Raw genomic sequence first — 23360 nt, forward strand, 5'->3', positions numbered from 1 at the left:
GTCGGGAATGAACCCGGCTCCCGGAAGGACCGTCCTAGAGGGCGCAATGTTGCCGGATGCCGATTTGGCGCCGGAAATCAAGGTCTCTCGCAGAACTACGGGATGCGATGTCTGTCAGGATAGATGGGGAAATGTCGGGCGGGGTTCCGGGCAGTGAGGTGCGCCACCACGACAGCCGACTCCGCCGGCTGCTGCGTGGCCCGCGGCCGGAGGCGGTGCCGGCCCTCGTCGCCAGAGCCTGCGCCCTCGTCGGCCTGCTGAACGTCGCGGCAGGTGTCTTCCCCCGCTTCCGGCACAGCCGCATGCACGCCATCGCCGAGGTGCTGCCCGGCGCGCTCGGCCCGTTCGCGGCCGCCCTCGCGCTCAGCTCCGGCATCCTGCTGCTCCTCCTCGCGCACGGTCTGCGGCGGCACAAGCGGCGGGCCTGGCGGGCCGCCGTGGTGCTGCTGCCCGCGGGTGCCGCGGCGCAGTTCGCGTACCGCCACTCGATCATCGGCGTGGTGATCTCGCTCGCGCTGTTCGCGCTCGTGCTGCGCCATCGGAGTGAGTTCACGGCGCTGCCCGATCCGCGCAGCCGCTGGCGGGCGCTGGCCAACTTCGTCCTCCTCGGAGCCGGTTCGATCCTGCTGGGCCTGGTGATCGTCAGCGTTCACCCGGGCAAGGTCATCGGCGACCCGAGCATCACGGAGCGCCTGGAGCACGTCCTGTACGGCCTCTTCGGCTTCGAGGGGCCGGTCGACTACTACGGACGCACGTCCTGGACCGTCGGTTTCTCCCTCGGCGCCCTCGGCATGCTGACCGCCCTCACCACCATCTACCTGGCCTTCCGCCCCGAGCACCCGGCGGCGCGCCTCACCGAGGACGACGAGAGCAGGCTGCGCGCCCTCCTGGAGCGGCACGGCGGCCGGGACTCGCTCGGCCACTTCGCGCTCCGCCGCGACAAGGGCGTCGTCTTCTCCCCCAGCGGCAAGGCCGCCGTCACCTACCGCGTGGTCTCCGGGGTGATGCTGGCCAGCGGCGACCCGATCGGCGACGTCGAGGCCTGGCCGGGCGCCATCGAGCGCTTCATGGACGAGGCAAAGGCGCACTCCTGGACGCCCGCCGTCATGGGCTGCTCCGAGACCGGCGGCGAGGTCTGGACCCGCGAGACGGGTCTGGACGCCCTGGAGCTCGGCGACGAGGCGGTGGTGGACGTCGCGGATTTCTCCCTTTCCGGGCGTGCGATGCGCAACGTGCGCCAGATGGTCAAGCGAATCGAGCGCAATGGCTACGAGACGCGCGTACGGCGCATCCGTGACCTCGGCGAGCAGGAACTCGCCAGGATCCAGCGCGCGGCCGACGACTGGCGCGGCACCGACACCGAGCGCGGCTTCTCCATGGCCCTCGGCCGGATCGGCGACCCGGGCGACGGCGACTGTCTGATCGCCACCGCCCACAAGGCCGACGAGCAGCCCGGCCCCTACGGCGACCTCAAGGCCGTCCTGCACTTCGTCCCGTGGGGCAAGGACGGCGTCTCCCTGGACCTCATGCGCCGCGACCGCGCGGCCGACCCGGGCATGAACGAGCTGCTCATCGTCGCCGCGCTGCAGGCGGCCCCGAAGCTCGGCATCGCGCGCGTCTCGCTCAACTTCGCGATGTTCCGCGCGGCCCTCGCCCGCGGCGAGAAGATCGGCGCGGGCCCGGTCCTGCGGGCCTGGCGCGGCCTCCTCGTCTTCCTCTCGCGCTGGTTCCAGATCGAGTCCCTGTACAAGTTCAACGCGAAGTTCCGCCCCCGCTGGGAGCCCCGCTTCGTCGTCTACCGCTCCAGCAAGGACCTGCCCCGCATCGGCTTCGCCGCCATGCAGGCCGAGGGCTTCGTGACGCTCGCACTCCCCCGCTTCCTGCGCCGCCGACCCCCGCAGCAGCGCCCCTGCCCGCACCGGGCAACGGAACGGGAGGTCCAGGCGGCCTAGCTCCCGCCTCCACGGGCCTAGGCTGGAGTCATGAGTACGTTGCGCGGGCGGGGATCGGTCCAGGGGCTGCCGGAGTGGGACCGCTGTGCGGTCATGGGCGTGGTGAACGTGACGCCGGACTCCTTCTCCGACGGTGGGCGCTGGTTCGACACGACGGCCGCCGTCAAGCACGGCATCGACCTGGTCGCGCAGGGCGCCGACCTCGTCGACGTCGGCGGCGAGTCCACCCGCCCCGGCGCCACCCGCGTGGACGAGGACGAGGAGCTCAAGCGGGTCGTCCCCGTCGTGCGGGACCTGGCCGCGGAGGGCGTCACGGTCTCCGTGGACACGATGCGCGCCACCGTCGCCGAGCAGGCGCTCGCGGCGGGCGCCGTCCTCGTCAACGACGTCAGCGGCGGCCTCGCCGACCCGCACATGGTGCCCGCGGTCGCCGCCGCGGGCGCCCCCTTCGTCGTCATGCACTGGCGCGGCTTCCTCACCGACCTGCACGCCCGGCCGCACTACGAGGACGTCGTCTCCGAAGTCGTCGACGAGCTGCACGCGCGCGTGGCGGCCGCCATCGAGGGCGGCATCGCCCCCGAGCGCGTCGTCGTCGACCCGGGCCTCGGCTTCTCCAAGGAGGCCGAGCACGACCTGGCGCTCCTCGCCCGCCTCGACCGGCTGCACGACCTGGGCCACCCGATCCTGGTGGCCGCCTCCCGCAAGCGCTTCCTCGGCCGGGTCCTCGCGGGCCCCGAGGGCGCCCCGCCGCCCGCCCGGGAGCGCGACGCCGCCACCGCCGCGGTCTCCGCCATCGCCGCCCACCAGGGCGCCTGGGCGGTCCGCGTGCACGAGGTGCGGGCGACGGCCGACGCGGTCCGTGTCGCCCGCGCCGTGACGGGCGCGGCGGGCGGCGACCGGTGACCGCCGCCAAGACCGACGTCGAGCAGGTCGAGCTCGCCAACACCGCCTTCTACGAAGCGCTGGAGCGCGGCGACTTCGACGCGGTCTCCGACCTGTGGCTCGACTCCGACGCGGAGACCGACGGGACCGCCTCGACCTCCGAGACCGCGGATGAAAACGTCCTCGCCGACTCGGTGGACGGCGGCACGGCGGAGACGACGTCCGGGGACACCGTCTCCTGCGTCCACCCCGGCTGGCCCGTCCTCAGGGGCCGCGGCGAGGTCCTCAGGTCGTACGCGCTGATCATGGCGAACACCGAGTACATCCAGTTCTTCCTCACCGACCTGAAGGTCGGCGTGGCCGGCGACACCGCCCTGGTGACGTGCACCGAGAACATCCTCAGCGGCGGCCCGCCGCCGGAGGCCGGCGGTGAGCTCGGCCCGCTCGTGGGCCAGCTCGTGGTCGCCACCAATCTGTTCCGGCGCACCCCCGACGGCTGGAAACTGTGGTCGCACCACGCGTCACCCGTCCTGGCCGAAACTGACGACGAAGAGGACGACGAGACACCCTCCTGAGTGGGTAGGCGACGAGAAGTGGTTGGGATCACAGGCCGCCGGGTATGGGCGGCTACCAGCCATGAGCCGCGGCCGGAACGCGGCTCGGCCGGCCTGCGCCAGGGCGGTCCGCGGGCCCCGCGGGCAATCGCTGTCGGTGCTCGCAGGTAGATTCGATCGAGGCTGGTGTGCCGACCGCACTCGGTGCAGGCCTGCCGATACCGACGATTGCAGGAGTGATTCGCGTGGATCGTGTCGCGCTGCGCGGCCTCAAGGCCCGCGGGCACCACGGTGTCTATCCGCGGGAGCGCGAAGAGGGCCAGACCTTCATCGTGGACCTGGTGCTTGGTCTGGACACGCGAGCGGCCGCGGCCGACGACGACCTGGCGAAGACCGTGCACTACGGGGTCGTGGCCGAGGAGGTCGTGGCCGTCGTCGAGGGCGAGCCCGTCGACCTCATCGAGACGCTCTCCGAGCGCATCGCCCAGGCGTGTCTCAAGCACGACGGCGTCCTGGAGGTCGAGGTGTGCGTCCACAAGCCGGACGCCCCGATCACCGTGCCGTTCGACGACGTGACCGTCACCATCACCCGGAGCCGAGTATGACTGCGCCCTTCAAAGCGGGTCAGAGCGACCCCACCGTCCAGCCGGTGCCCACCTCCGTGGTCGCGCAGGTGGACGCGGCCGACAGCACCCTGTCCAACCCCCAGCGCGCCGTGATCGCACTCGGCAGCAATCTCGGCAACCGCCTGGAGACGCTGCAGGGCGCCGTCGACGCCCTGGAGGACACCCCCGGCCTGCGGGTCAAGGCGGTCTCCCCGGTCTACGAGACCGCGCCGTGGGGCGTCGACCCCGAGAGCCAGCCCGCATACTTCAACGCGGTCGTCGTGGTGAAGACCACCCTTCCCCCGGCCTCGCTCCTGGAGCGCGCGCACGCGGTCGAGGAGGCCTTCCACCGGGTGCGGGACGAGCGCTGGGGCCCGCGCACGATCGACGTGGACATCGTGGCGTACGCGGACGTCGTCTCCGACGACCCGGTGCTCACGCTGCCCCACCCGCGGGCGCACGAGCGTGCCTTCGTCCTCGCCCCCTGGCACGACGTCGAGCCCGAGGCGCAGCTGCCCGGCCGCGGCCCGGTGGCACAGCTCCTGGAGTCGGTCACCCGCGAGGGCGTCGCCGCCCGCGCCGACCTGGAACTCCGGCTGCCGGAGTAGACGTTGGAGAAGTCGGTCGAGGTAAGCAAGCCGATGAAGGGTCACCCGTGAAGCAACTGCGCATCAGGACGCTGGTCGGCCTCTTCCTCGCGGCCGGCGTGCTGTCCTGGTCGGGCGCCCGGCTGTGGGACTCCGTCGGCACGCTGCCGCGCGTGCCGCTGGCCGCGCCCATCGTGCTCGCGGTCATCGCCGTCGTCCTGCTCGCGACGGCGCTGTCGCTCCGTACCCGCCTGCGCGCCCAGCGGGAGCGCCGCCCCGGCGCGAAGGGCGTGGAGCCGATGATGGCCGCGCGGGCCGTCGTGCTCGCCCAGGCGAGCGCTCTCGTCGCGGCGCCCGTCGCCGGGATGTACGGGGGGACGGGCGCGTTCCTGCTGGAGTTCCTCGACATGCCGGGCCGCCGCGACCAGGCGGTGTACGCCGGGCTCTCGGTCCTGATGGGCATCGCGGTGATAGCGGTCGCCTTCTTCATGGAGCGGGTCTGCCGGCTCCCCGAGGACGACGACGAGGACGGCGGGACGGCGGCCCCGGCGGCGTAGCCACGCCACGCCCCAGGACCCGCCCGTCCGCCCCGGTCCGCGCTCCCGCGCCCGGGTCGCGGTCCCGCACCCGGTCCGCGCCGTCCGCCCCGCAGCGGCCGCTACAGCAGCGTGCCGCCCTCCACCTGTGTCTCGCCCAGGATCCGGTCCAGGCGCGCGAGGACGTCGGCGTCGAGCTTCACGTGCGCCGCCGCGAGGTTCTCCTCGATGTGCTGGGGCGTACGGCTGCCGGGGATCGGCACCACGTTCGGGTCCTGGTGCAGCAGCCAGGCCAGCGCCAGCTGGGCCGGCGTGATGTCCAGCTCCTCGGCGACGCCCCGCACGGGCGCGAAGCGGTCGTTGTTCGCCTTCAGGTTCGCCGCGTCGAAGCGCGGCGCGTTCTGCCGGAAGTCGCCCTCCGCCACCTGTCCGACCGTGCCGGTCAGGAAGCCGGCGCCCAGCGGCGACCACGGCACGAGCCCGACGCCCAACTCGCGCGCCGCCGCGAGCATCTCCGGGTCGGCCGGCTTCCACATCGACCACTCGATCTGGACGGCCGCCACGGGGTGCACGGCGTGCGCGGCGCGCAGCTGGTCGGCCGTCACGTTGGAGAGCCCCAGATGCCGCACGAGGCCCGCCTCGATCAGCTCGGCGACCGCGCCGACGGTCTCCTCGAAGGGCACCTGCGGGTCCGGGAAATGCGGGTAGTAGAGGTCGATGTAATCGGTCTGCAGGCCGCGCAGGCTCGCCTCGGCGTAGCCGCGTACGTGCCGGGGGTCGCCGTTGACCGCCAGCTCCCCGAAGGCGTATCCGATCGGGAAGGGGTGCGGCTCGACGCCCTCCGGCAGCCGGAAGCCGAACTTGGTGGCGATCGCGACCTGGTCGCGGCGCCCCTTCAGGGCCTTGCCGATGAGCTGTTCGTTGTGGCCGTCCGCGCCGTACCCGTCGGAGGTGTCGATGATTCTGGCGCCCGCGTCGACCGCCGCGAGCAGGGCGCGCTCGCCGCGCTCGTCGTCGACCTCGCCGTACACCCCCGGAGAGAGCACCATCGCGCCGTAGCCGAGGGCGGAGACCTCCAGGCCGCCGAGGTTGCGGGTGGGGAGGGAGTGACTGCGTGTATTCGTCATGCACGCAGTCTTTCGGCCATCTCCGGTGTGCGTCCATCGCTTTCCGCCACCAACTCCGGCCCGCCGGAGGCCAGTTGGTGCCAAAACGACCGGAACTGATCCTTCCGCGGTGCGGTCAGCGGGCCATGATCAGACTCATCGCCTCGTTGCGCGTCGCGGGGTCCCGCAGCTGTCCGCGCACGGCGGAGGTGATGGTCTTCGCGCCGGGCTTGCGGATGCCGCGCATCGACATGCACATGTGCTCGCACTCGACGACGACGATGACGCCGCGCGGCTCCAGTATCTCCATGAGCGAGTCCGCGATCTGGGTCGTCATGCGCTCCTGCACCTGCGGGCGGCGCGCGAAGACGTCCACGAGCCGGGCCAGCTTCGACAGGCCGGTGATCTTGCCGGAGGTGGCCGGGATGTAGCCGACGTGCGCCACGCCCCGGAACGGCACCAGGTGGTGCTCGCAGCACGAGGTGACCTCGATGTCCTTCACCAGGACCATCTCGTCGTGCCCGATGTCGAACGTCGTCGTCAGCACGTCCTCCGGCTGCTGCCACAGCCCGGCGAATATCTCCCGGTACGCGCGCGCCACCCGCCCCGGGGTCTCGCGCAGCCCCTCGCGGTCGGGGTCCTCCCCCACCGCGATCAGCAGCTCACGCACGGCATTCTCGGCCCGCTTCTCGTCGAACTCACCGATCGAGCCCTCGCCGTCGAGCGTCACGGGGTCGGTCATCTGTGCCTCGTTCCTGTGCGTTCCCGTGCCTGCCTGCGCGGGTGTGAGCGTGCCGGGTGCGGGCGTACGAAACAAGCCGCGCCCCCCAGGCTAGAACCAGGGGGGCGCGGCATCCATTCCGGGCCTGCTGAGGCAGGCGGGTCAGCTCTCGGGGCGGTCCTCCGGGGCCACCTCGATGGGCTGCTCCGTACCCGCGGTGACCGCGGGGGTGGCGCCGTTCGCACCGTTCGTCAGCGACAGCTCCTTGGGGGAGAGCACCGGCGGGCGGGTCGAGGGCGTGCGCCGCGAGGAACCGGTCCACGCCGGGCGGGCCGGGCGCTTCACGATCGGCGCGAAGACCTCGGCGATCTGCTCCTTGCCGAGGGTCTCCTTCTCGAGAAGCTGCAGGACCAGGTTGTCGAGGACGTCCCGGTTCTCCACGAGGATTTCCCACGCCTCGTTGTGCGCGGTCTCGATGAGCTTCTTGACTTCCTCGTCGACCAGGGCCGCGACCTCTTCCGAGTAGTCCCGCTGGTGCGCCATCTCGCGCCCGAGGAACGGCTCGGTGTTGTCGCCGCCGAACTTGATCGCGCCGAGACGCTCGGTCATGCCGTACTGCGTGACCATCGCGCGAGCGGTGGCCGTGGCCTTCTCGATGTCGTTCGCCGCGCCCGTCGTCGGGTCGTGGAAGACGAGCTCCTCCGCCGCGCGCCCGCCCAGCATGTACGCGAGCTGGTCGAGCATTTCGTTGCGCGTGGTGGAGTACTTGTCCTCTTCGGGCAGGACCATGGTGTAACCCAGGGCCCGGCCGCGGGACAGGATCGTGATCTTGTGGACCGGGTCCGAGTTCGGCGAGGCCGCCGCGACCAGGGCGTGTCCGCCCTCGTGGTACGCGGTGATCTTCTTCTCCTTGTCGGACATGATCCGGGTCCGCTTCTGCGGGCCCGCCACGACGCGGTCGATCGCCTCGTCCAGCATGGAGTTGTCGATCAGCTTCTTGTCGCTGCGCGCGGTGAGCAGGGCGGCCTCGTTGAGGACGTTGCTCAGGTCGGCGCCGGTGAAGCCCGGCGTGCGCCGCGCGACCGCGGAGAGGTCGACGTCCGGGGCGACCGGCTTGCCCTTCTGGTGGACCTTGAGGATCTCCAGACGGCCCTGCATGTCCGGGCGGTCGACGGCGATCTGCCGGTCGAAGCGGCCGGGGCGCAGCAGCGCCGGGTCGAGGATGTCGGGCCGGTTCGTGGCGGCGATCAGGATGACGCCGCCCTTCACGTCGAAGCCGTCCATCTCGACGAGCAGCTGGTTGAGCGTCTGCTCGCGCTCGTCGTGACCGCCGCCGAGGCCGGCGCCGCGGTGGCGGCCGACCGCGTCGATCTCGTCGACGAAGACGATCGCCGGGGCGTTCGCCTTGGCCTGCTCGAAGAGGTCACGCACACGGGAGGCACCGACACCGACGAACATCTCGACGAAGTCGGAACCGGAGATCGAGTAGAACGGGACCCCGGCCTCACCGGCGACGGCGCGCGCGAGGAGCGTCTTGCCGGTACCGGGCGGGCCGTAGAGGAGCACGCCCTTGGGGATCTTGGCGCCGACGGCCTGGAACTTCGCCGGCTCCTGCAGGAACTCCTTGATCTCGTGGAGCTCCTCGACGGCCTCGTCGGACCCCGCCACATCGGAGAAGGTCGTCTTCGGGGTGTCCTTGGTGATGAGCTTGGCCTTGGACTTCCCGAAGTTCATGACCCGGGAGCCGCCGCCCTGCATCTGGTTCATCAGGAACAGGAAGATGACGACGATGAGGACGAAGGGGAGCAGGGAGAGCAGGATGCCGACGAAGGGGTTCTGCTTCGACGGCGAGACGGTGTAACCGTCCTTGATCTTCTTGTCCTCGAACTTGGCCTGCAAGGTCTTGGCGAGGTCGACGCCCTGGTCGCCGATGTAGCTCGCCTGGATCTTGCTGCTGCCCTTGACCTTCTGGCCATCGACGAGCTCGACCTTGATGATCTGGTCGTCACCGGTGGTGAGCTTTGCGGACTCGACCTTGTTGTCGTTGATCGCCTGGACGACCTGGCCGGTGTCCACCGTCTTGTAGCCGCCGGACGAGCCGACGACCTGCATCAACACGACCACGGCAAGGACGGCCAGCACGATCCACATGACTGGCCCACGGAAGTATCGCTTCACGTCCATCCATACGGAGCGATGACGCCCCGTCCCTCCTGCCATAGTGAGTTTGATAAAGACTGTTCTTCGGACGGTACCCCAGCATTGTGACCCGAAGTCGCTCGGGACTGCTGGCAATACCGCCTTCGCATGCTTCAACGGAGGGAAACGGGTGAGGGTTCCCCGGAGTACCGCCCGTGGTGTTACGGGACGTCAGCCGCCGTAGACGTGCGGGGCGAGCGTCCCGACGAACGGGAGGTTGCGGTACTTCTCCGCGAAGTCGAGGCCGTACCCCACGACGAACTCGTTCGGGATGTCGAAGCCGATCCACTTCACGTCGATCGCGACCTTCGCCGCCTCGGGCTTGCGCAGCAGCGTGCACACCTCCAGGGAGGCGGGCTCGCGCGAGCCGAGGTTCGACAGGAGCCAGGACAGCGTCAGACCGGAGTCGATGATGTCCTCGACGATCAGGACGTGCTTGCCCTTGATGTCGGTGTCCAGGTCCTTGAGGATCCGCACGACGCCGGACGACTGGGTGCCCGCGCCGTACGACGACACGGCCATCCAGTCCATCGTGACGGGGGTGGACAGCGCACGCGCCAGGTCCGCCATGACCATCACCGCGCCCTTGAGGACGCCGACGATCAGCAGGTCCTTGCCCGCGTACTCCGCGTCGACCTTCGCTGCCAGCTCGGCCAGCTTCGCGTCGATCTCTTCCTTGGTGATGAGCACCGACTGAAGGTCGCTGCCCATGTCTTTCGCGTCCACCCGCATCACTTTCGGTCGTCCCACCGGCGACGGGGCCCGCAACGCACACGGGCCTCTCGTCAGCCTTGCCGGATCACCAGTCTGCCACCCTGGCGCTGAGCCACGACTTTGCCCGGGAGATTGATGGCTCCCTGGCCGCGCCAGCCGGTGATCAGGCGGTCGACCTCTTCGATGTGTCGGGCGAACAGCGAACCCGCGGGCGCCCCTGCCTCGATGGCCGCGCGGCGCACGATGCGGCGGCGCACGGCGGGGGGCAGGGCGTAGAGCTTGGCGCACTCCAGGAGGCCGGTCGCGTCGCGCACGCTGGTCTCGGCCTGGGCGGCCCACGCGTCGAGGGCGTCCGCGTCGTCCCGGGAGAGCTGGGCCGTGCGGGCGAGCGCCTCGACGACGCCCTTGCCGAGCGCCTTCTCCAGGGCGGGCAGGCCCTCGTGGCGCAGCCGGGAGCGGGTGTACGCCGGGTCGGCGTTGTGCGGGTCGTCCCAGACGGGCAGCGACTGGACCATGCACGCCTTGCGGGCGGTCTGCCGGTCGATGTGCAGGAAGGGGCGGCGGTAACGGCCGGCGACCCCCGAGGTCTCGGCCATCCCCGAAAGGGAGCGGATCCCGGAGCCGCGGGCGAGGCCGAGCAGCACGGTCTCCGCCTGGTCGTCGCGGGTGTGCCCGAGCAGCACGGCGGCGGCCGCGTGCCGTTCGGCGGCGGCGTCCAGGGCCGCGTAGCGCGCGTCGCGGGCGGCTGCCTCGGGGCCGCCGTCGCGGCCGACGCGCACGGCGACGGACTCGACCGGGGCGAGCCCGAGCGCGGTGAGGCGCACGACGACCTCGGCGGCGCGCAGGTCGGAACCGGGCTGCAGGCCGTGGTCCACCGTGACGCCGCCGGCGCGGATGCCGAGCTTGGGGGCCTCGAAGGCGAGCGCGGAGGCGAGCGCCATGGAGTCGGCGCCGCCGGAGCATGCGACGAGCACGAGCGGCGTCGGGGTCTGCTCGTGCGCGGGGGGTGCGGGGTCGTTCTCGGTGCTGCGCTGTACGTCTGTCAGTACGTCGTGGAGTACGCGGCGGACCGCCAGGCGTATCGCCGCGACCGCAGGATGGGGACCCATGTCCGGTTCCCTTCATGAAGTTCGGGGGTGAGCCTCGGACCAGTCACTCAGGACGCACTCGGGGTGTCCGGGCCCGCTGGGGTCCTTCTCGCCCTCGAGTCCGGTCACTCAGAGTGTGTCGATGGTGACAGAGCCGAGCCGTTCCCCGAGCATTGCACGCCTACCCATCGCCCACGGTCCCTCGGACGGGTGATTACGGAGGCGTTCTCCTGCCATCGGCCGCATCCGGCCTCTCAGTCTCCCTTACGGTGCACCCGCGCGACCCAGTCCGCCGGTTTGGCGATCTCGGCCTTCGTGGGCAGCGTGTTCGGCGAGGTCCACACGCGGTTGAAGCCGTCCATGCCGACCTCGTCGACGACCGCGCGCACGAAGCGCTCGCCGTCGCGGTACTGGCGCAGCTTGGCGTCGAGGCCGAGGAGCTTGCGCAGCGCCTGGTCGAGGCGGCTCGCGCCGCGGGCCCGCCGCTCCTTGAACTTCTCGCGGATCTCGCCGACGGAGGGCACCACGGAGGGGCCGACGCCGTCCATCACGTAGTCCGCGTGGCCCTCCAGGAGGGACATCACGGCGGTCAGCCGGGCGAGGATCTCCCGCTGGGCGGGGGTCTGGACGAGCTCCACGAGGGAGCGGCCGCCGTCGTCGGACTCGGCGTCGTCCTGCTCGCCGCGGCCGCTGCCGAACGACTGGGCGGCCTCCCTGATGCGCTCCAGGAACGTCATCGGGTCGACCTCGGTCTCGCCGAGGAACGACTGGATCTCGCCCTCCAGGTGGTCGCGCAGCCAGGGGACGGCGGTGAACTGGGTGCGGTGCGTCTCCTCGTGGAGGCAGACCCAGAGGCGGAAGTCGTGCGGGTCGACGTCCAGCTCCCGCTCGACGTGCACGATGTTCGGCGCGACCAGGAGGAGTCTGCCGCCGCCGTTCGCCGCGGCGGGGAGGTCGCGGGTGGGCGGGGCGAAGGTCTCGTACTGGCCGAGGACGCGGGAGGCGAGGAAGGACAGGAGCATGCCCAGCTCCACGCCGGTGACCTTGCCGCCGACCGCGCCGAGGACGGCGCCGCCCGCGCCGCTGCCCCGCTTGTCCTGCATCTTGTCGAGGAGGGGCTTGAGGATCTCCCGGAAACCGGCGACGTTCGCCCGGATCCAGCCGGCCCGGTCGACCACCAGGACCGGAGTGTCGTGGGTGTCCTCCGACCCCATCCGCGTGAAGGAACGGACGTGTTCCTCCGAGGACTTGGCGTGCCGACGGAGCTCGGCGACGACGGCACGCGCCTCGTCCCGGCTCACCTCTGGGCCCGGCCGCACGAGTCGGGTCGCGGTCGCCACCGCGAGGTTCCAGTCGACCATCTCCGCACCACCGATGCTCGTCATGCGTCAACGGTACGTGCTTGCTCCCTCTCTTGGAGGGGCTTGCACCCCTGGAATGGCCCGGGGCGGGCCCCTAGGGGGTGGGGGCCGTCGGTTTTTTGGGTGCGGGTGCCTCGTGGCTTGTTGCGCAGTTCCCCGCGCCCCTTGATCGTGGTTGCGGCTCGGGTTTCGGGTGCGGGTGTCTCGTGGCTTGGCGCGCAGTTCCTCGCGCCCCTGGGGCACCTCCGCCGCTGTCGTCGTTACTCGTGCCCCTGGGGGCACCTTCGCCCCCGTCGTCGTTAGCGGCAGCCGCAGTTCGCCACTGTTGAGGCCATCTGGTCCAGGGCTTTTTGGGCCGACAGGGGGTCCGTCGTGCCCGTTGTCATGAAGGCGAAGACCAAGAGGCGGCCGTCCGCGTCGACCACCGTGCCCGCCAGGCTGTTCACGCCCGTCAGCGTGCCCGTCTTGGCGCGGACGACGCCGGTGCCCGGTGAGTCCTGGGGGTAGCGGTCGACGAGCGTGCCGGTGAAGCCCGCCACGGGCAGGCCCGTCACCACGGAGCGCAGGTCCGGGTGGGCCGGGTCGGCCGCGCGGTCCAGGAGCGTGGCCAGCAGTTCCGCGGGGATCCGGTCGGCGCGGTCCAGGCCGCTGCCGTCGGCGAACTTCGTGCCGGAGAGGGGGAGGTCCAGCTTCGCCAGGCGGGCGTGGATCGCGCGGCCCGCGCCGTCGAAGCTCGCCGGTTCCTTCTCCGCGATCGCGGCCTGGCGGGCCAGCGCCTCGGCGATGTCGTTGTCGCTGTGCGTCAGCATCCGCTCGACCAGGGCGGAGAGCGGCGGCGACTCGACCTTGCCGAGGGACGTCGCGCGGTCCGAGGCCTTCGAGGCGCCGGGATCCTTGGCGATCTTGATGCCGCGGTCCTTCAGGAAGCCCGCGAACTTCTTCGCCGCGTCGCCCGCCGGGTCACCCGCGCGCGGGGCGGGCCCGCTGGAGGAGTCGTCGAGCCGGCCCTCGTCCGCCATCAGGGCGCTGACCAGGGTGAGGTTCTCGTTGGGGCCGATGGGGTGCTGTTCGGGCCCGAAGTACAGGGAGGTGTCGTACGAGAGCTTGATCTCGTCGATGTGGCGGCTCTTCAGGGAGCGTGCCGTGTCCTCGGCGAGGGTGCGCAGGCTCGCCGCGGTGTCGGTGTAGCGGCCGTCCTTGCGGGCGGTCAGGGTGGGGTCGCCGCCGCCGACCAGGAGGACGTCGGGCGTCTTGGCGGAGCCGGGTTCGAGCACCGTCTTCGTGGTGATGCGGTGGTCGGGGCCCGCCGCGGACAGCGCCGCGACCGCCGTGGCGATCTTCGTGGTCGACGCGGGCGTCAGCGCGTCGCCCGCGCCCTTGCCGTAGACCCGCTTGCCCGAGGCCGCGTCCAGCACGACGGCCGACCGCTGCGGGCCGAGCGCCGGGTCCTTCAGGAGCGGTTCGAGGACGTCCGCGAGGGCGCGGTCGGTCGGCGCGGGCGCCACCCCCGCGGGCGCGCCGAGCCCGGCGAGCACGGAGGGGGCGCTCGGGGCGGTCTCGGGGACGCCGCCGGGGCCGCGACCGGCGTGATCTGTGCCACCCCCGGCCTCCCGGGAAGCGGCCCTGACCCGCTCCGCCGTACGCTGACCCGAGGAGTCCCAGGGGCCGGCCACGGCCACCGCCCCGGCCGCGATGATCAGGCCGAAGGCGGCGGAACCCGCCGTGAGCTGCAGTGTCGTGAGTTTCCCGGGGAACCCGGCGAGCTTGGCGGCGGCCGGCTCGGACAGCTGTCTCAGAATCTGTCGAGGCCGCTGCCATGGCTTGAGCTCCGGCACGACGACCAGCCCCTTTCGCGATCACACATCTGCGTGAGGGACACTTAATCACCCGAAGTATGTGCTGATCATGGAGGAGCCACCCGTGGAGTTCGACGTCACCATCGAGATTCCGAAGGGTTCGCGGAACAAGTACGAGGTGGACCACGAGACCGGCCGGATCCGTCTGGACCGTCGCCTCTTCACGTCGACCAGCTACCCCGCGGACTACGGCTTCGTCGAGAACACCCTCGGCGAGGACGGTGACCCGCTGGACGCCCTGGTCATCCTGGACGAGCCGACCTTCCCGGGCTGCCTCATCAAGTGCCGCGCGATCGGCATGTTCCGCATGACCGACGAGGCGGGCGGCGACGACAAGCTGCTCTGCGTCCCGGCCTCGGACCCCCGCGTGGAGCACCTGCGGGACATCCACCACGTCTCCGAGTTCGACCGCCTGGAGATCCAGCACTTCTTCGAGGTCTACAAGGACCTGGAGCCCGGCAAGTCCGTCGAGGGCGCCGACTGGGTCGGCCGTACGGACGCCGAGGCCGAGATCGAGCGTTCCTACAAGCGCTTCAAGGACGAGGGCGGCCACTGAGCCACCCCGCCCCGAACGGGCCGTGTGACCCCCGGGGGTCACACGGCCCGTTCGTGTATCTGTGCCCATACTGGCCATACGGAGGGTGCGTACGTGACTTATGAGAAGTGAGGGCATCAGTGGCCGAGCAGGAGGCCGAGGACCGCAAGCCTCAGTCGGACGAGGCCCGCAGTGCCTTCGTGCAGCCCAGCGGTGTGGCGGCGCAGGCGCCGGTGGTCGAGGACGAGTCCCAGACCACGTCCGAGTTCGCCCTTCCCGACGGTCTCGCCACCCCGTCCACCACGACTCAGGAGACCGAGAAGTCGGCGTTCACCACGCCGCACACGTACAGCGCCCGTAACGCCCCGCCGGCCTTCACGCCCGCGCAGGGCATACCTCTGGTGAAGCTCACCAAGGAGGTGCCCTGGCAGGACCAGATGCGCACCATGCTGCGGATGCCGGTCACCGAGCGGCCCGCTCCCGAGGCGGCGCAGAAGCAGGAGGACGACACCGGGCCCGCCGTGCCGCGCGTGCTCGACCTGACGCTGCGTATCGGTGAGCTGCTGCTGGCGGGCGGCGAGGGCGCCGAGGACGTGGAGGCGGCGATGTTCGCCGTCTGCCGCAGTTACGGCCTGGACCGCTGCGAGCCGAACGTGACGTTCACGCTCCTGTCGATCTCGCACCAGCCGTCCCTGGTGGACGACCCCGTCACGGCCTCCAGGACGGTGCGCCGGCGCGGCACCGACTACACCCGGCTCGCGGCCGTCTTCCATCTGGTGGACGACATCAGCGACCCGGACATCGAGGTCTCCCTGGAGGAGGCCTACCGCCGTCTGGCGGGCATCCGGCGTAATCGTCACCCCTATCCCGGGTGGGCGCTCACGGCGGCCAGCGGGCTGCTCGCGGGCTCCGCCTCCGTGCTGGTCGGCGGTGGCGCGCTGGTCTTCCTGGTGGCCGCGGTCGGCGCGATGCTCGGCGACCGGCTCGCGTGGCTGTGTGCCGGGCGCGGGCTGCCGGAGTTCTACCAGTTCGTCGGCGCCGCGATGCCGCCGGCCGGGATGGGCGTGGCGCTCAGCTTCGTGCACACCGAGGCGTCGATGGCCTCGGCGGTCATCACCGGTGGGCTCTTCGCGCTGATCCCGGGGCGGGCCCTGGTGGCGGGCGTGCAGGACGGTCTGACCGGCTACTACATCACCGCGGCGGCGCGGCTCCTTGAGGTCATGTACCTGATCGTGGGCATCGTCTGCGGCGTGCTGATGGTGCTCTCGCTCGGCGTGATGCTCGACGCGACGAACCTGACGCCGGAGACGAAGTTCGGCGTGACCTCGTCGCGCCCGATCATCCAGATCCTGGCGTCCATGGCGCTGAGTCTGGCCTTCGCGATACTGCTGCAGCAGGAACGCAACACCGTGCTGATCGTGACCCTCAACGGCGGCATCGCCTGGGTGATGTTCGGCGCCCTCGCGCAGACCCCGCTGGCGCTCTCGCCGGTCGCCGCGACGGCCGTGGCGGCCGGTCTGGTGGGCCTGTTCGGGCAGCTCTTCTCGCGCTATCGGTTCGCGTCGTCACTGCCGTACGTGACGGCGGCGATCGGGCCGCTGCTGCCCGGTAGCGCGACGTACTTCGGGCTGCTCGCGCTGGCGCAGAACGACCTGAACACCGGCATCAACTCGCTCACCAGGGCCGTCGCGACGGCCCTGGCCATCGCGATCGGCGTGAACCTGGGAAGCGAGGTCTCCCGGCTGATCCTGAAGGTGCCGGGGGCCGCGACGGCGGCGAACCGCCGTGCGGCGAAGCGGACCAGGGGCTTCTAGGGCGTCAGCGCTCGGCCTGGCGCTGCGCCTGGCGTGGCGTCAGCGCTTGGCGTGGCGGCCGCGCTGGGCCGGGGGCGTGCCCGGCGCGTCCTGCCGCGTCGCCGCCTCCTTCTTGGCCTTGCCGCGCGCCCGCAGGAACTCGATGGCGATCGGCACCACCGAGACGAGGACGATCAGGATCAGGATCGCCTCGATGTTCTTGTGGACGAACTCGATGTTGCCGAGCCAGGAGCCGAGCAGGGTGACGCCGGCGCCCCACAGCACGCCGCCGATGATGTTGAACGTGATGAACGAGCGGTACCGCATGCCGGAGACGCCGGCGATGATCGGCGTGAAGGTGCGCACGATCGGCACGAAGCGGGCCAGGACCAGCGACTTCGGCCCGTACTTCTCGAAGAACTCGTGGGCCTTGACCACGTTCTCCTGCTTGAACAGCTTGGAGTCCGGGCGGTTGAAGAGCGACGGGCCGACCTTCTTGCCGAAGAGGTAGCCCGCCTGGTCGCCCAAAACCGCGGCCACGCAGATCAGCAGCACCGCGAGCCAGAGCGGGAAGTCCAGCTTGTTGGTGGTGATCAGCAGGCCGGTGGTGAAGAGCAGCGAGTCGCCCGGCAGGAAGAAGCCGATGAGCAGCCCCGACTCCGCGAAGACGATGAGCAGCAGGCCCCAGATGCCGAACTGGTTCAGCAGATGATCCGGATCCAGCCAGCTTGGTCCGAGCGCAAGCGTCGTCACGGTTCCGGGCTCCTGAGGGTGAGGGGGCGGTGCGGCGGCGGGTGCAGCCGCCCAAAGTTATCAACGCCGGGCGGTGCAACCGGGTTCCACGGTCCCTCTCAGGGTGCATCGTGCGACAACTGGGACAAAGTCCCGTGCGTCAGCCGTTGCGCGCGGCGTTCGCCAGGATCGCATCCCGCAGATAGACGGCGAGACCGGGCCTGATGGCGTCGTAGAAGGCCGTGAAGCGCTCGTCCGACACGTACATCTCGCCGAGGCAGGTGTGCAGCTCGTGCGCGCACGTGTAGTGGTTCGCCGAGATGAAGCGACGATGCTCCTCCGCCGCGTCCATGGCCTCGTCGGAGTCCGCGGGGACGCCGCGCTCCAGCAGCTCCCCCACGCGCGCGTGCACCGCGTTCATCTCGTCGTTGATCCGCTTCCAGTCGTCCTTGGTGTACGTGGCCGACCTGCGCTGCGACTCCCGGTAGGCCTCGGTGTCGCCCCAGCGCTGCTCGACCTCCTCCGCGTACTGCTCGGGGTCGTGGTCCCCGAAGACCTCGAACTTCTCCTCGGGGGTGAGGTTGATGCCCATCTTCTTCGCCTCCATGGCGGTCTCCACGGCGGCGGCCATCTCCTGGAGCTTGTGGATCCGCGCGGTCAGCAGGTCGTGCTGGCGGCGCAGGTGGACCCGGGGATCGGTGTCCGGGTCGTCCAGGAGGGACGCCACCTCGTCGAGGGGGAAGCCGAGCTCCCGGTAGAACAGGATCTGCTGCAGCCGGTCGAGGTCCGTGTCGCTGTAGCGCCGGTGCCCCGCGTGGCTGCGCCCGCCGGGCACCAGCAGGCCGATCTCGTCGTAGTGGTGCAGCGTGCGCACCGTCACTCCGGCGAAACCGGCGACCTGTCCCACGGAGTAGCTCATGGCTTGCCCTTCTTCTTCCGGTACGCGGTTCAGCCTGCGTCCTCACGCCGCGTGAGGTGCAAGCCCGCGTCCGCGGAGACCGCCGTCGGTACGGCGGCGTCCGTACCGCGGGCGGCGTCCGCACCGCGGCGCCGGCTCCGCCCTCTCAGCGGTGGTCGCCCGCGTGCGGCTCGCCCGTCGCGTACGGGTTCTCCTCGTCGTCGGCGAGCACGGCCACGAACCGCTCGCCCTCGCCCGCGAAGGTGTAGGCGCCGCCCTCGATCCGCCCGATCAGCCCGCGCGCCCACTCCAGGCCGCCGTCGGCCATGTGCACCCAGTGGTTCATGATCTCGCCGATGTGGCCCAGCTGCCCGGGGCCGCCCTCAGGCGTGTAGTACTCCGTGACGGACGTGCGCCACGCCTCGATGGCGCGCACCCGCTCGGCGAGCAGCGCGAGCGCCTCCTCGCGCGGCAGGTCGACGATGAAGCCCAGGGCGGCCGTGAGCATGTCCGGGCGCTGGTCGTACGTGGAGAGGGCGCCGCGGAGCAGGGTGAGGTACTCCTCGGTGCCCTGGTCCGTCATCTCGTACTCGGTGCGCGGCGGGCCGCCCGCGGTGGACGGCGCGATCTCGTGCGCGTACAGGAATCCCTGCTTCGCCAGCTGCTTCAGGGCGTGGTAGATCGAACCCGGCTTGGCGTTGGACCACTCGTGGGCGCCCCAGTACTCCAGGTCGTTGCGGACCTGGTAGCCGTGGGCGCGGCCGTGCTGGCGCACGGCTCCGAGAACGAGCAGCCGGATCGCTGACATGTACCGCGCCTTCCCCTCGGGGCGCTCCCCACCGGGCGCCTCAGTCATCAACTTTGACTAGGGTACGGGCCCTCCAGGTCGACGAGCTCGAAGGCGGTCCTGCCGTCCAGGGACTCGCGGACGATGTCGGCGTGGCCCGCGTGGCGGCCGATCTCCTCGACGAGGTGCAGCATCAGCCAGCGCATCGACACCGCGCCGTCCTGCGGGAACCACGGCGCCTCGGGCAGCGGGAAGGTGTCGTCGAGGCTCGGCACGTCGCGGATGAACGCCTCGGTCTCGCGGGCGACCTCCGCCCAGAAGTCGAGGATCTGGGCGAGCGTCTCGCCCTCCACGAGGCGGAAGCTGTCGCCCCAGGTCTCCTGGGTGCGGGCCCGCTCGTTCGGCTTCTGCTGGGCCATGCGCAGCCAGTTCAGCTCGGTCTCCGCGACGTGCTTGACGAGTCCGCCCAGGGTGAGCTCGCTGGCGCTGGGGCGGGCGTTCGCCTGTTCGTCGGTGAGGCCGATGACCGAGCGGCGGATGCCGCCCCGCTGGGCCGCCACGAAGGCGATCAGGGCGCCGCGCTCGTCGCCCCTGGCTTCCGCGCTGACGTGGGTGACCATGGTGTCCGCCTCTCTCCGGCCCGCCGTGCGGGCGCTCCGGCCGGCGTTTCACCGCCGGCCTTTCGACACCACAGACGCTACGGAGCCTTGCGGTCAGGTGCTGTCCGCAAGGCTCCGGGAGGCGCGTTCGCTTGGAACTCCGCAGAATTGACTCAGAACGGGAAACGCGACCTTCCGTGCTGCACGGAGATCCACTTCATGGTGGTGAAGGCGTCCACCGTGGAGTCGCCGTTCAGCCGGCCGACGCCCGAGTGCTTCTCGCCGCCGAACGGGACGATCGGCTCGTCGTGCACGGTTCCGTCGTTGATGTGGATCATGCCGGTGTCGATGCGCTTGGCGAGCCGTACGCCGCGCTCGATGTCGCCGGTGTGCAGGGCGCCGCTCAGGCCGTACCGGGAGGAGTTGGCGATGCGTACCGCCTCGTCCTCGCCGTCGAAGGGCACGACGAGCGCGACCGGGCCGAAGATCTCCTGGTCGAGCACCGGGGAGTCGGCGGGCAGGTCCGTCAGGACGGAGGGGGCGACCAGGTTCCCCTCGGTGCGCCCGTGGAGCAGTGCCGTCGCGCCCGCGGTGACCGTCTGCTCGACGAGCGTCGAAACGGCCTCCGCCTGCGTGGAGTTGATGAGCGGGCCGATGTGCGTCGCCGGGTCGGACGGGTCGCCCACCTTCAGCGTGGCGACCTTCGCGACGAACTTCTCGGTGAACTCGGCCTGTACGGAACGGTCCACGAGGATGCGGTTGGCGGCCATGCAGACCTGGCCCTGGTGCACGAAGCGGCTGAAGACCGCGGCGTCGACGGCGTAGTCGATGTCGGCGTCGTCCAGGACGATCAGGGCGCTGTTGCCGCCCAGTTCGAGGACGGAGCGCTTGAAGTGCGCGGCGCAGACCGTGGCGACGTGCCGACCGACCGCGTCCGAGCCGGTGAAGGAGATGACGCGCGGCACCGGGTGCTCGATGAGCGCGTCGCCTATCTCGGCTATGTCGGTGATGACGACGTTGAGCAGCCCGGCCGGGAGTCCGGCGTCCTCGAAGACCTTGGCCACCAGGCTGCCGCCGAGGACGGGGGCGTTCTGGTGCGGCTTGAGGACGACGCCGTTGCCCAGGGCGAGCGCCGGGGCGACCGACTTGATCGACAGCAGGAAGGGGAAGTTGAAGGGGCTGATGACGCCGACCACGCCCACCGGGACGCGGTACAGGCGGTTCTCCTTGCCGTCGTCCGGCGAGGGCAGGATGCGCCCCTCGGCGCTCAGCGCGAGGTGCACGGCCTCGCGGAGGAACTCCTTGGTGAGGTGGATCTCGAAGGCCGCCTTGAGCCGGGTGCCGCCCAGCTCGGCGATGATCGCCTCGGTGATCTCTTCCTCGCGGTCCTCGACGATCCGCAGGGCCCGCTCGAACACGGCGCGCCGGGCGTAGGGGTTGGTCGCCGCCCAGTCCTTCTGCGCGCGCTCGGCGGCGCGGTAGGCCTGGTCGATCTCGTCCGCCGTGGCGACCGTGATGGAGGCCAGCTTCTCCCCGTCGTACGGATTGAAGTCGATGATGTCCCAGGAACCCGACCCGGCCTTCCACTCCCCGTCGATGTACTGATGAGCCAGGTCAGTGAAGAAGGACATGAGACGGACCCCTTGCCGCGGCAGCAGACGGACGCAAACGGAAGCGAATACCTGATCTCACGTCATAGTACTTATGTTTCAGGTGAGTTGAAGCAGCCCACGGAGAAGATCTCGGCTGCCCACCGGGTCGGGGCTGTCCTGGTGCAGCTGGGCCACCACCCGCTCGTACTGGGCGACTTCCTCGGCCTTGTCGAGGTAGAGGGCGCCGGTGAGCTGCTCCACGTACACGACGTCGGAGAGGTCGGACTCCGGGAAGCTCAGCATGGTGAAGGCGCCGCTCTCGCCGGCGTGCCCGCCGAAGCTGAAAGGCATCACCTGGAGGGTGACGTTGGGGCGCTCGGAGATCTCGATGAGGTGCTGGAGCTGCCCGCGCATCACTTCCCGGTCGCCGTACGGGCGGCGCAGCGCGGCCTCGTCCAGGACGCAGTGGAAGCGGGGGGCGTGCTCGGAGATGAGGAGCTTCTGCCGCTCCAGGCGCAGCGCCACGCGCCGCTCGATCTCCGCCTTGCTCGCGCCCTTCATGCCGCGCGCGACGACCGCGTGCGCGTACGCCTCGGTCTGCAACAGGCCGTTGACGAACTGGACTTCATAGACACGAATGAGCGAGGCGGCGCCCTCCAGACCGATGTACGTCTGGAACCAGCCGGGCAGGACGTCGGAGTAACTGTGCCACCAGCCGGTGAGGTTGGCCTCTTTGGCGAGGGAGAGGAGCGCGCCGCGCTCGGCCTCGTCGGTGACGCCGTAGAGCGTCAGCAGGTCCTCGACATCCCTGGACTTGAAGCTCACCCGTCCCAACTCCATGCGGCTGATCTTCGATTCGGAGGCACGGATCGAGTACCCGGCCGCTTCACGGGTGATGCCGCGCGACTCCCTGAGCCGCCTCAGCTGTGAGCCCAGCAGGATGCGCCGTACCACCGAGCCACTCGACTCCCCTGCGGTCACTTCGCTCAATCCTCCCCATCGACTGGAAGCCAGCAGTCTGCCATTAAACGCTCCGGGCCGTACACGTCCGGTTACAGAAAGGAAAAGCCTCCGAAAGGCCTCCACAAGAAGTCGTGGGAAGAAATGGGCGGGAACTGGCACGGTAGCGACCAAGTCCGGCGCGTGCACGTGCATCTGCCCTTGCATCTGCTGTACGCATTCGGAACCATGGTCCGCGCGCCACCGTTGTACCGACCGCACCATCGGCGACCGACCGCGCCAACGCACCACCGCTCCATCGCTACGTACCGCGAAACCGGGGAGTGCCTCGCATGGGGACGAATGGATCGACCATGCTCGAGCCGTTACGGCAGGGGCTACCTCCGATCGACCCATCGGCCGTCTCCGACGCGGCTTCCGTCGCCCTCCCGGCCCGCTACGAAGCGGTGGGCAGCGCACGGCAGTTCACCCGTACGACGCTCGGCCAGTGGGACCTCGACGAGAGGTTCGACGACATCGCGCTCGTGGTCTCCGAACTCGTCACCAACGCGCTGCGCCACGCGCTGCCGGCGGACACCCCGCGCGATCACCGGGAGCCGCCCGTGCGGCTGCACCTGATGCACTGGGCGTCGCGTCTGGTGTGCGCGGTGCGCGATCCCAGCGACGACAGCCCGGTGACGCGCGACGTCGAGGACGACGACGACTGCTCGGCGGAGTCGGGCCGGGGCCTGTTCCTGGTGGACTCCTTCAGCGACAGCTGGGGCTGGCACCCGCTCGCGGGCGCGCTGCGCGGCAAGGTGGTCTGGGCGCTGTTCCGGCTGAGGTGAAGTCGGGGGCGGCTCACGCCAGTTGCCCCGCTCGTGCCCGTCGCCCCCGGGGGTTCAGCCGGTTCAGCCACCTATCAGGTGGTCGAACTCCCCGTCCTTCATGCCCAGCAGCATGGCCTCGATCTCGGCGCGCGTATAGACGAGCGCCGGGCCGTCGGGGAACCGCGAGTTGCGCACGGCGACATCGCCGCCCGGCAGTTTCGCGAACTCCACGCACGATCCCTGCGAGTTGCTGTGCCTGCTCTTCTGCCAGACGACCCCGTGAAGCTCCGTGGCCGCCATGCCGTTCATCGCGTGGTGCACAGGTCGCTCCCCGGTGGTGCAGTGCCGTCGGTGGCTGTAGATGCAGTGGTCAACTGTTCCGGATCATAGCTGTGTTCATGTGCCGATGCATGGGCAGATGCACGTGCACGCGGGGTGTCCCCTTGGTTACAGGCCTCTCAGCGCCCGCACCGAATCCCTCCCGAATCCCCCAC

At 70.5% G+C, this 23360-nt stretch carries 23 protein-coding genes; 9 read left to right on the forward strand and 14 right to left on the reverse strand.

Translation table 11 applies throughout. From position 1 onward, the window contains the following. Positions 1 to 131 precede the first annotated feature (131 nt). From ACZ6CV_RS09830 to ACZ6CV_RS09855, 6 genes are all read left to right on the forward strand, one after another. Positions 132 to 1952 (forward strand): phosphatidylglycerol lysyltransferase domain-containing protein, encoded by a 1821-nt coding sequence (locus tag ACZ6CV_RS09830; RefSeq protein ID WP_469250363.1) that lies wholly within the window; start codon positions 132 to 134, stop codon positions 1950 to 1952. Positions 1953 to 1982: 30 nt separating this feature from the next. Next, positions 1983 to 2855, forward strand: coding sequence for a dihydropteroate synthase (gene folP / locus ACZ6CV_RS09835; RefSeq protein WP_469250364.1), 873 nt, complete (start codon positions 1983 to 1985; stop codon positions 2853 to 2855). Further along, the gene (locus tag ACZ6CV_RS09840) at positions 2852 to 3409 is read left to right on the forward strand and encodes a nuclear transport factor 2 family protein (protein ID WP_469250365.1); all 558 of its coding nucleotides are present in this window, start codon (positions 2852 to 2854) and stop codon (positions 3407 to 3409) included. Before folP ends, ACZ6CV_RS09840 begins: the two co-directional genes overlap by 4 nt. A 224-nt stretch (positions 3410 to 3633) precedes the next feature. Continuing rightward, positions 3634 to 3993 carry a dihydroneopterin aldolase gene (folB, locus tag ACZ6CV_RS09845; RefSeq protein ID WP_150217102.1) on the forward strand — a complete coding sequence of 120 codons (360 nt, stop codon included), beginning with the start codon at positions 3634 to 3636 and terminating at the stop codon, positions 3991 to 3993. After that, positions 3990 to 4601, forward strand: coding sequence for a 2-amino-4-hydroxy-6-hydroxymethyldihydropteridine diphosphokinase (folK, locus tag ACZ6CV_RS09850; protein WP_469250366.1), 612 nt, complete (start codon positions 3990 to 3992; stop codon positions 4599 to 4601). Before folB ends, folK begins: the two co-directional genes overlap by 4 nt. 47 nt (positions 4602 to 4648) lie before the next feature. Continuing rightward, on the forward strand, positions 4649 to 5137 hold the full coding sequence (locus ACZ6CV_RS09855) for a DUF3180 domain-containing protein (RefSeq protein ID WP_362374768.1): 489 nt from the start codon (positions 4649 to 4651) through the stop codon (positions 5135 to 5137). A 101-nt stretch (positions 5138 to 5238) separates the two neighbouring features. Here the strand turns inward: ACZ6CV_RS09855 and ACZ6CV_RS09860 are convergent, their stop codons facing one another. From ACZ6CV_RS09860 to dacB, 7 genes are all read right to left on the reverse strand, one after another. Beyond that, the gene (locus ACZ6CV_RS09860) at positions 5239 to 6243 is read right to left on the reverse strand and encodes an aldo/keto reductase (protein ID WP_469250367.1); all 1005 of its coding nucleotides are present in this window, start codon (positions 6241 to 6243) and stop codon (positions 5239 to 5241) included. Between the two features lie 115 nt (positions 6244 to 6358). Further along, positions 6359 to 6964 (reverse strand): GTP cyclohydrolase I FolE, encoded by a 606-nt coding sequence (folE, locus tag ACZ6CV_RS09865; RefSeq protein ID WP_469250368.1) that lies wholly within the window; start codon positions 6962 to 6964, stop codon positions 6359 to 6361. 141 nt (positions 6965 to 7105) lie between these two features. Further along, on the reverse strand, positions 7106 to 9127 hold the full coding sequence (ftsH, locus tag ACZ6CV_RS09870; protein WP_469250369.1) for an ATP-dependent zinc metalloprotease FtsH: 2022 nt from the start codon (positions 9125 to 9127) through the stop codon (positions 7106 to 7108). Between the two features lie 186 nt (positions 9128 to 9313). Beyond that, positions 9314 to 9874 (reverse strand): hypoxanthine phosphoribosyltransferase, encoded by a 561-nt coding sequence (hpt, locus tag ACZ6CV_RS09875; RefSeq protein ID WP_355811404.1) that lies wholly within the window; start codon positions 9872 to 9874, stop codon positions 9314 to 9316. 53 nt (positions 9875 to 9927) lie between these two features. After that, complete coding sequence (gene tilS, locus ACZ6CV_RS09880; protein ID WP_469250370.1) at positions 9928 to 10965, reverse strand: tRNA lysidine(34) synthetase TilS; 1038 nt, start codon at positions 10963 to 10965, stop codon at positions 9928 to 9930. Between the two features lie 233 nt (positions 10966 to 11198). Further along, positions 11199 to 12329 (reverse strand): zinc-dependent metalloprotease, encoded by a 1131-nt coding sequence (locus ACZ6CV_RS09885; RefSeq protein ID WP_469250371.1) that lies wholly within the window; start codon positions 12327 to 12329, stop codon positions 11199 to 11201. A 275-nt stretch (positions 12330 to 12604) separates the two neighbouring features. Then, entirely contained in the window at positions 12605 to 14140 is a 1536-nt protein-coding gene (gene dacB, locus ACZ6CV_RS09890) for a D-alanyl-D-alanine carboxypeptidase/D-alanyl-D-alanine endopeptidase (protein WP_469250372.1), read from the reverse strand. 85 nt (positions 14141 to 14225) lie between these two features. Between dacB and ACZ6CV_RS09895 the strand changes: the two genes are divergently transcribed. Next, a complete protein-coding gene (locus ACZ6CV_RS09895; RefSeq protein WP_055568469.1) occupies positions 14226 to 14717 on the forward strand; it encodes an inorganic diphosphatase in 492 nt (163 codons plus the stop codon). A 119-nt stretch (positions 14718 to 14836) separates the two neighbouring features. Next, entirely contained in the window at positions 14837 to 16510 is a 1674-nt protein-coding gene (locus ACZ6CV_RS09900) for a threonine/serine exporter family protein (protein ID WP_355811087.1), read from the forward strand. A 39-nt stretch (positions 16511 to 16549) separates the two neighbouring features. Here ACZ6CV_RS09900 and ACZ6CV_RS09905 read toward each other — a convergent pair whose 3' ends face one another. From ACZ6CV_RS09905 to ACZ6CV_RS09930, 6 genes are all read right to left on the reverse strand, one after another. Next, entirely contained in the window at positions 16550 to 17242 is a 693-nt protein-coding gene (locus ACZ6CV_RS09905) for a DedA family protein (protein ID WP_362374753.1), read from the reverse strand. Positions 17243 to 17381: 139 nt separating this feature from the next. Further along, on the reverse strand, positions 17382 to 18140 hold the full coding sequence (locus ACZ6CV_RS09910) for a MerR family transcriptional regulator (RefSeq protein ID WP_469250373.1): 759 nt from the start codon (positions 18138 to 18140) through the stop codon (positions 17382 to 17384). A gap of 145 nt (positions 18141 to 18285) precedes the next feature. Continuing rightward, positions 18286 to 18927 carry a PadR family transcriptional regulator gene (locus tag ACZ6CV_RS09915; RefSeq protein WP_469250374.1) on the reverse strand — a complete coding sequence of 214 codons (642 nt, stop codon included), beginning with the start codon at positions 18925 to 18927 and terminating at the stop codon, positions 18286 to 18288. A gap of 47 nt (positions 18928 to 18974) precedes the next feature. After that, complete coding sequence (locus tag ACZ6CV_RS09920; protein ID WP_469250375.1) at positions 18975 to 19526, reverse strand: DinB family protein; 552 nt, start codon at positions 19524 to 19526, stop codon at positions 18975 to 18977. Between the two features lie 152 nt (positions 19527 to 19678). Further along, positions 19679 to 21136 carry an aldehyde dehydrogenase family protein gene (locus ACZ6CV_RS09925; protein ID WP_469250376.1) on the reverse strand — a complete coding sequence of 486 codons (1458 nt, stop codon included), beginning with the start codon at positions 21134 to 21136 and terminating at the stop codon, positions 19679 to 19681. A gap of 78 nt (positions 21137 to 21214) precedes the next feature. Further along, the gene (locus ACZ6CV_RS09930) at positions 21215 to 22078 is read right to left on the reverse strand and encodes a helix-turn-helix domain-containing protein (RefSeq protein WP_469250377.1); all 864 of its coding nucleotides are present in this window, start codon (positions 22076 to 22078) and stop codon (positions 21215 to 21217) included. Positions 22079 to 22389: 311 nt separating this feature from the next. Between ACZ6CV_RS09930 and ACZ6CV_RS09935 the strand changes: the two genes are divergently transcribed. Further along, the gene (locus ACZ6CV_RS09935; RefSeq protein ID WP_469250378.1) at positions 22390 to 22884 is read left to right on the forward strand and encodes an ATP-binding protein; all 495 of its coding nucleotides are present in this window, start codon (positions 22390 to 22392) and stop codon (positions 22882 to 22884) included. Positions 22885 to 22947: 63 nt separating this feature from the next. On the opposite strand, the gene ACZ6CV_RS09940 is transcribed toward ACZ6CV_RS09935, so the two are convergent. Continuing rightward, positions 22948 to 23187: a DUF397 domain-containing protein gene (locus ACZ6CV_RS09940; RefSeq protein WP_208609624.1), complete on the reverse strand. Its 240-nt coding sequence runs from the start codon at positions 23185 to 23187 to the stop codon at positions 22948 to 22950. Positions 23188 to 23360: the final 173 nt, after the last annotated feature.

It is taken from the genome of Streptomyces sp. NPDC041713, assembly GCF_055591085.1.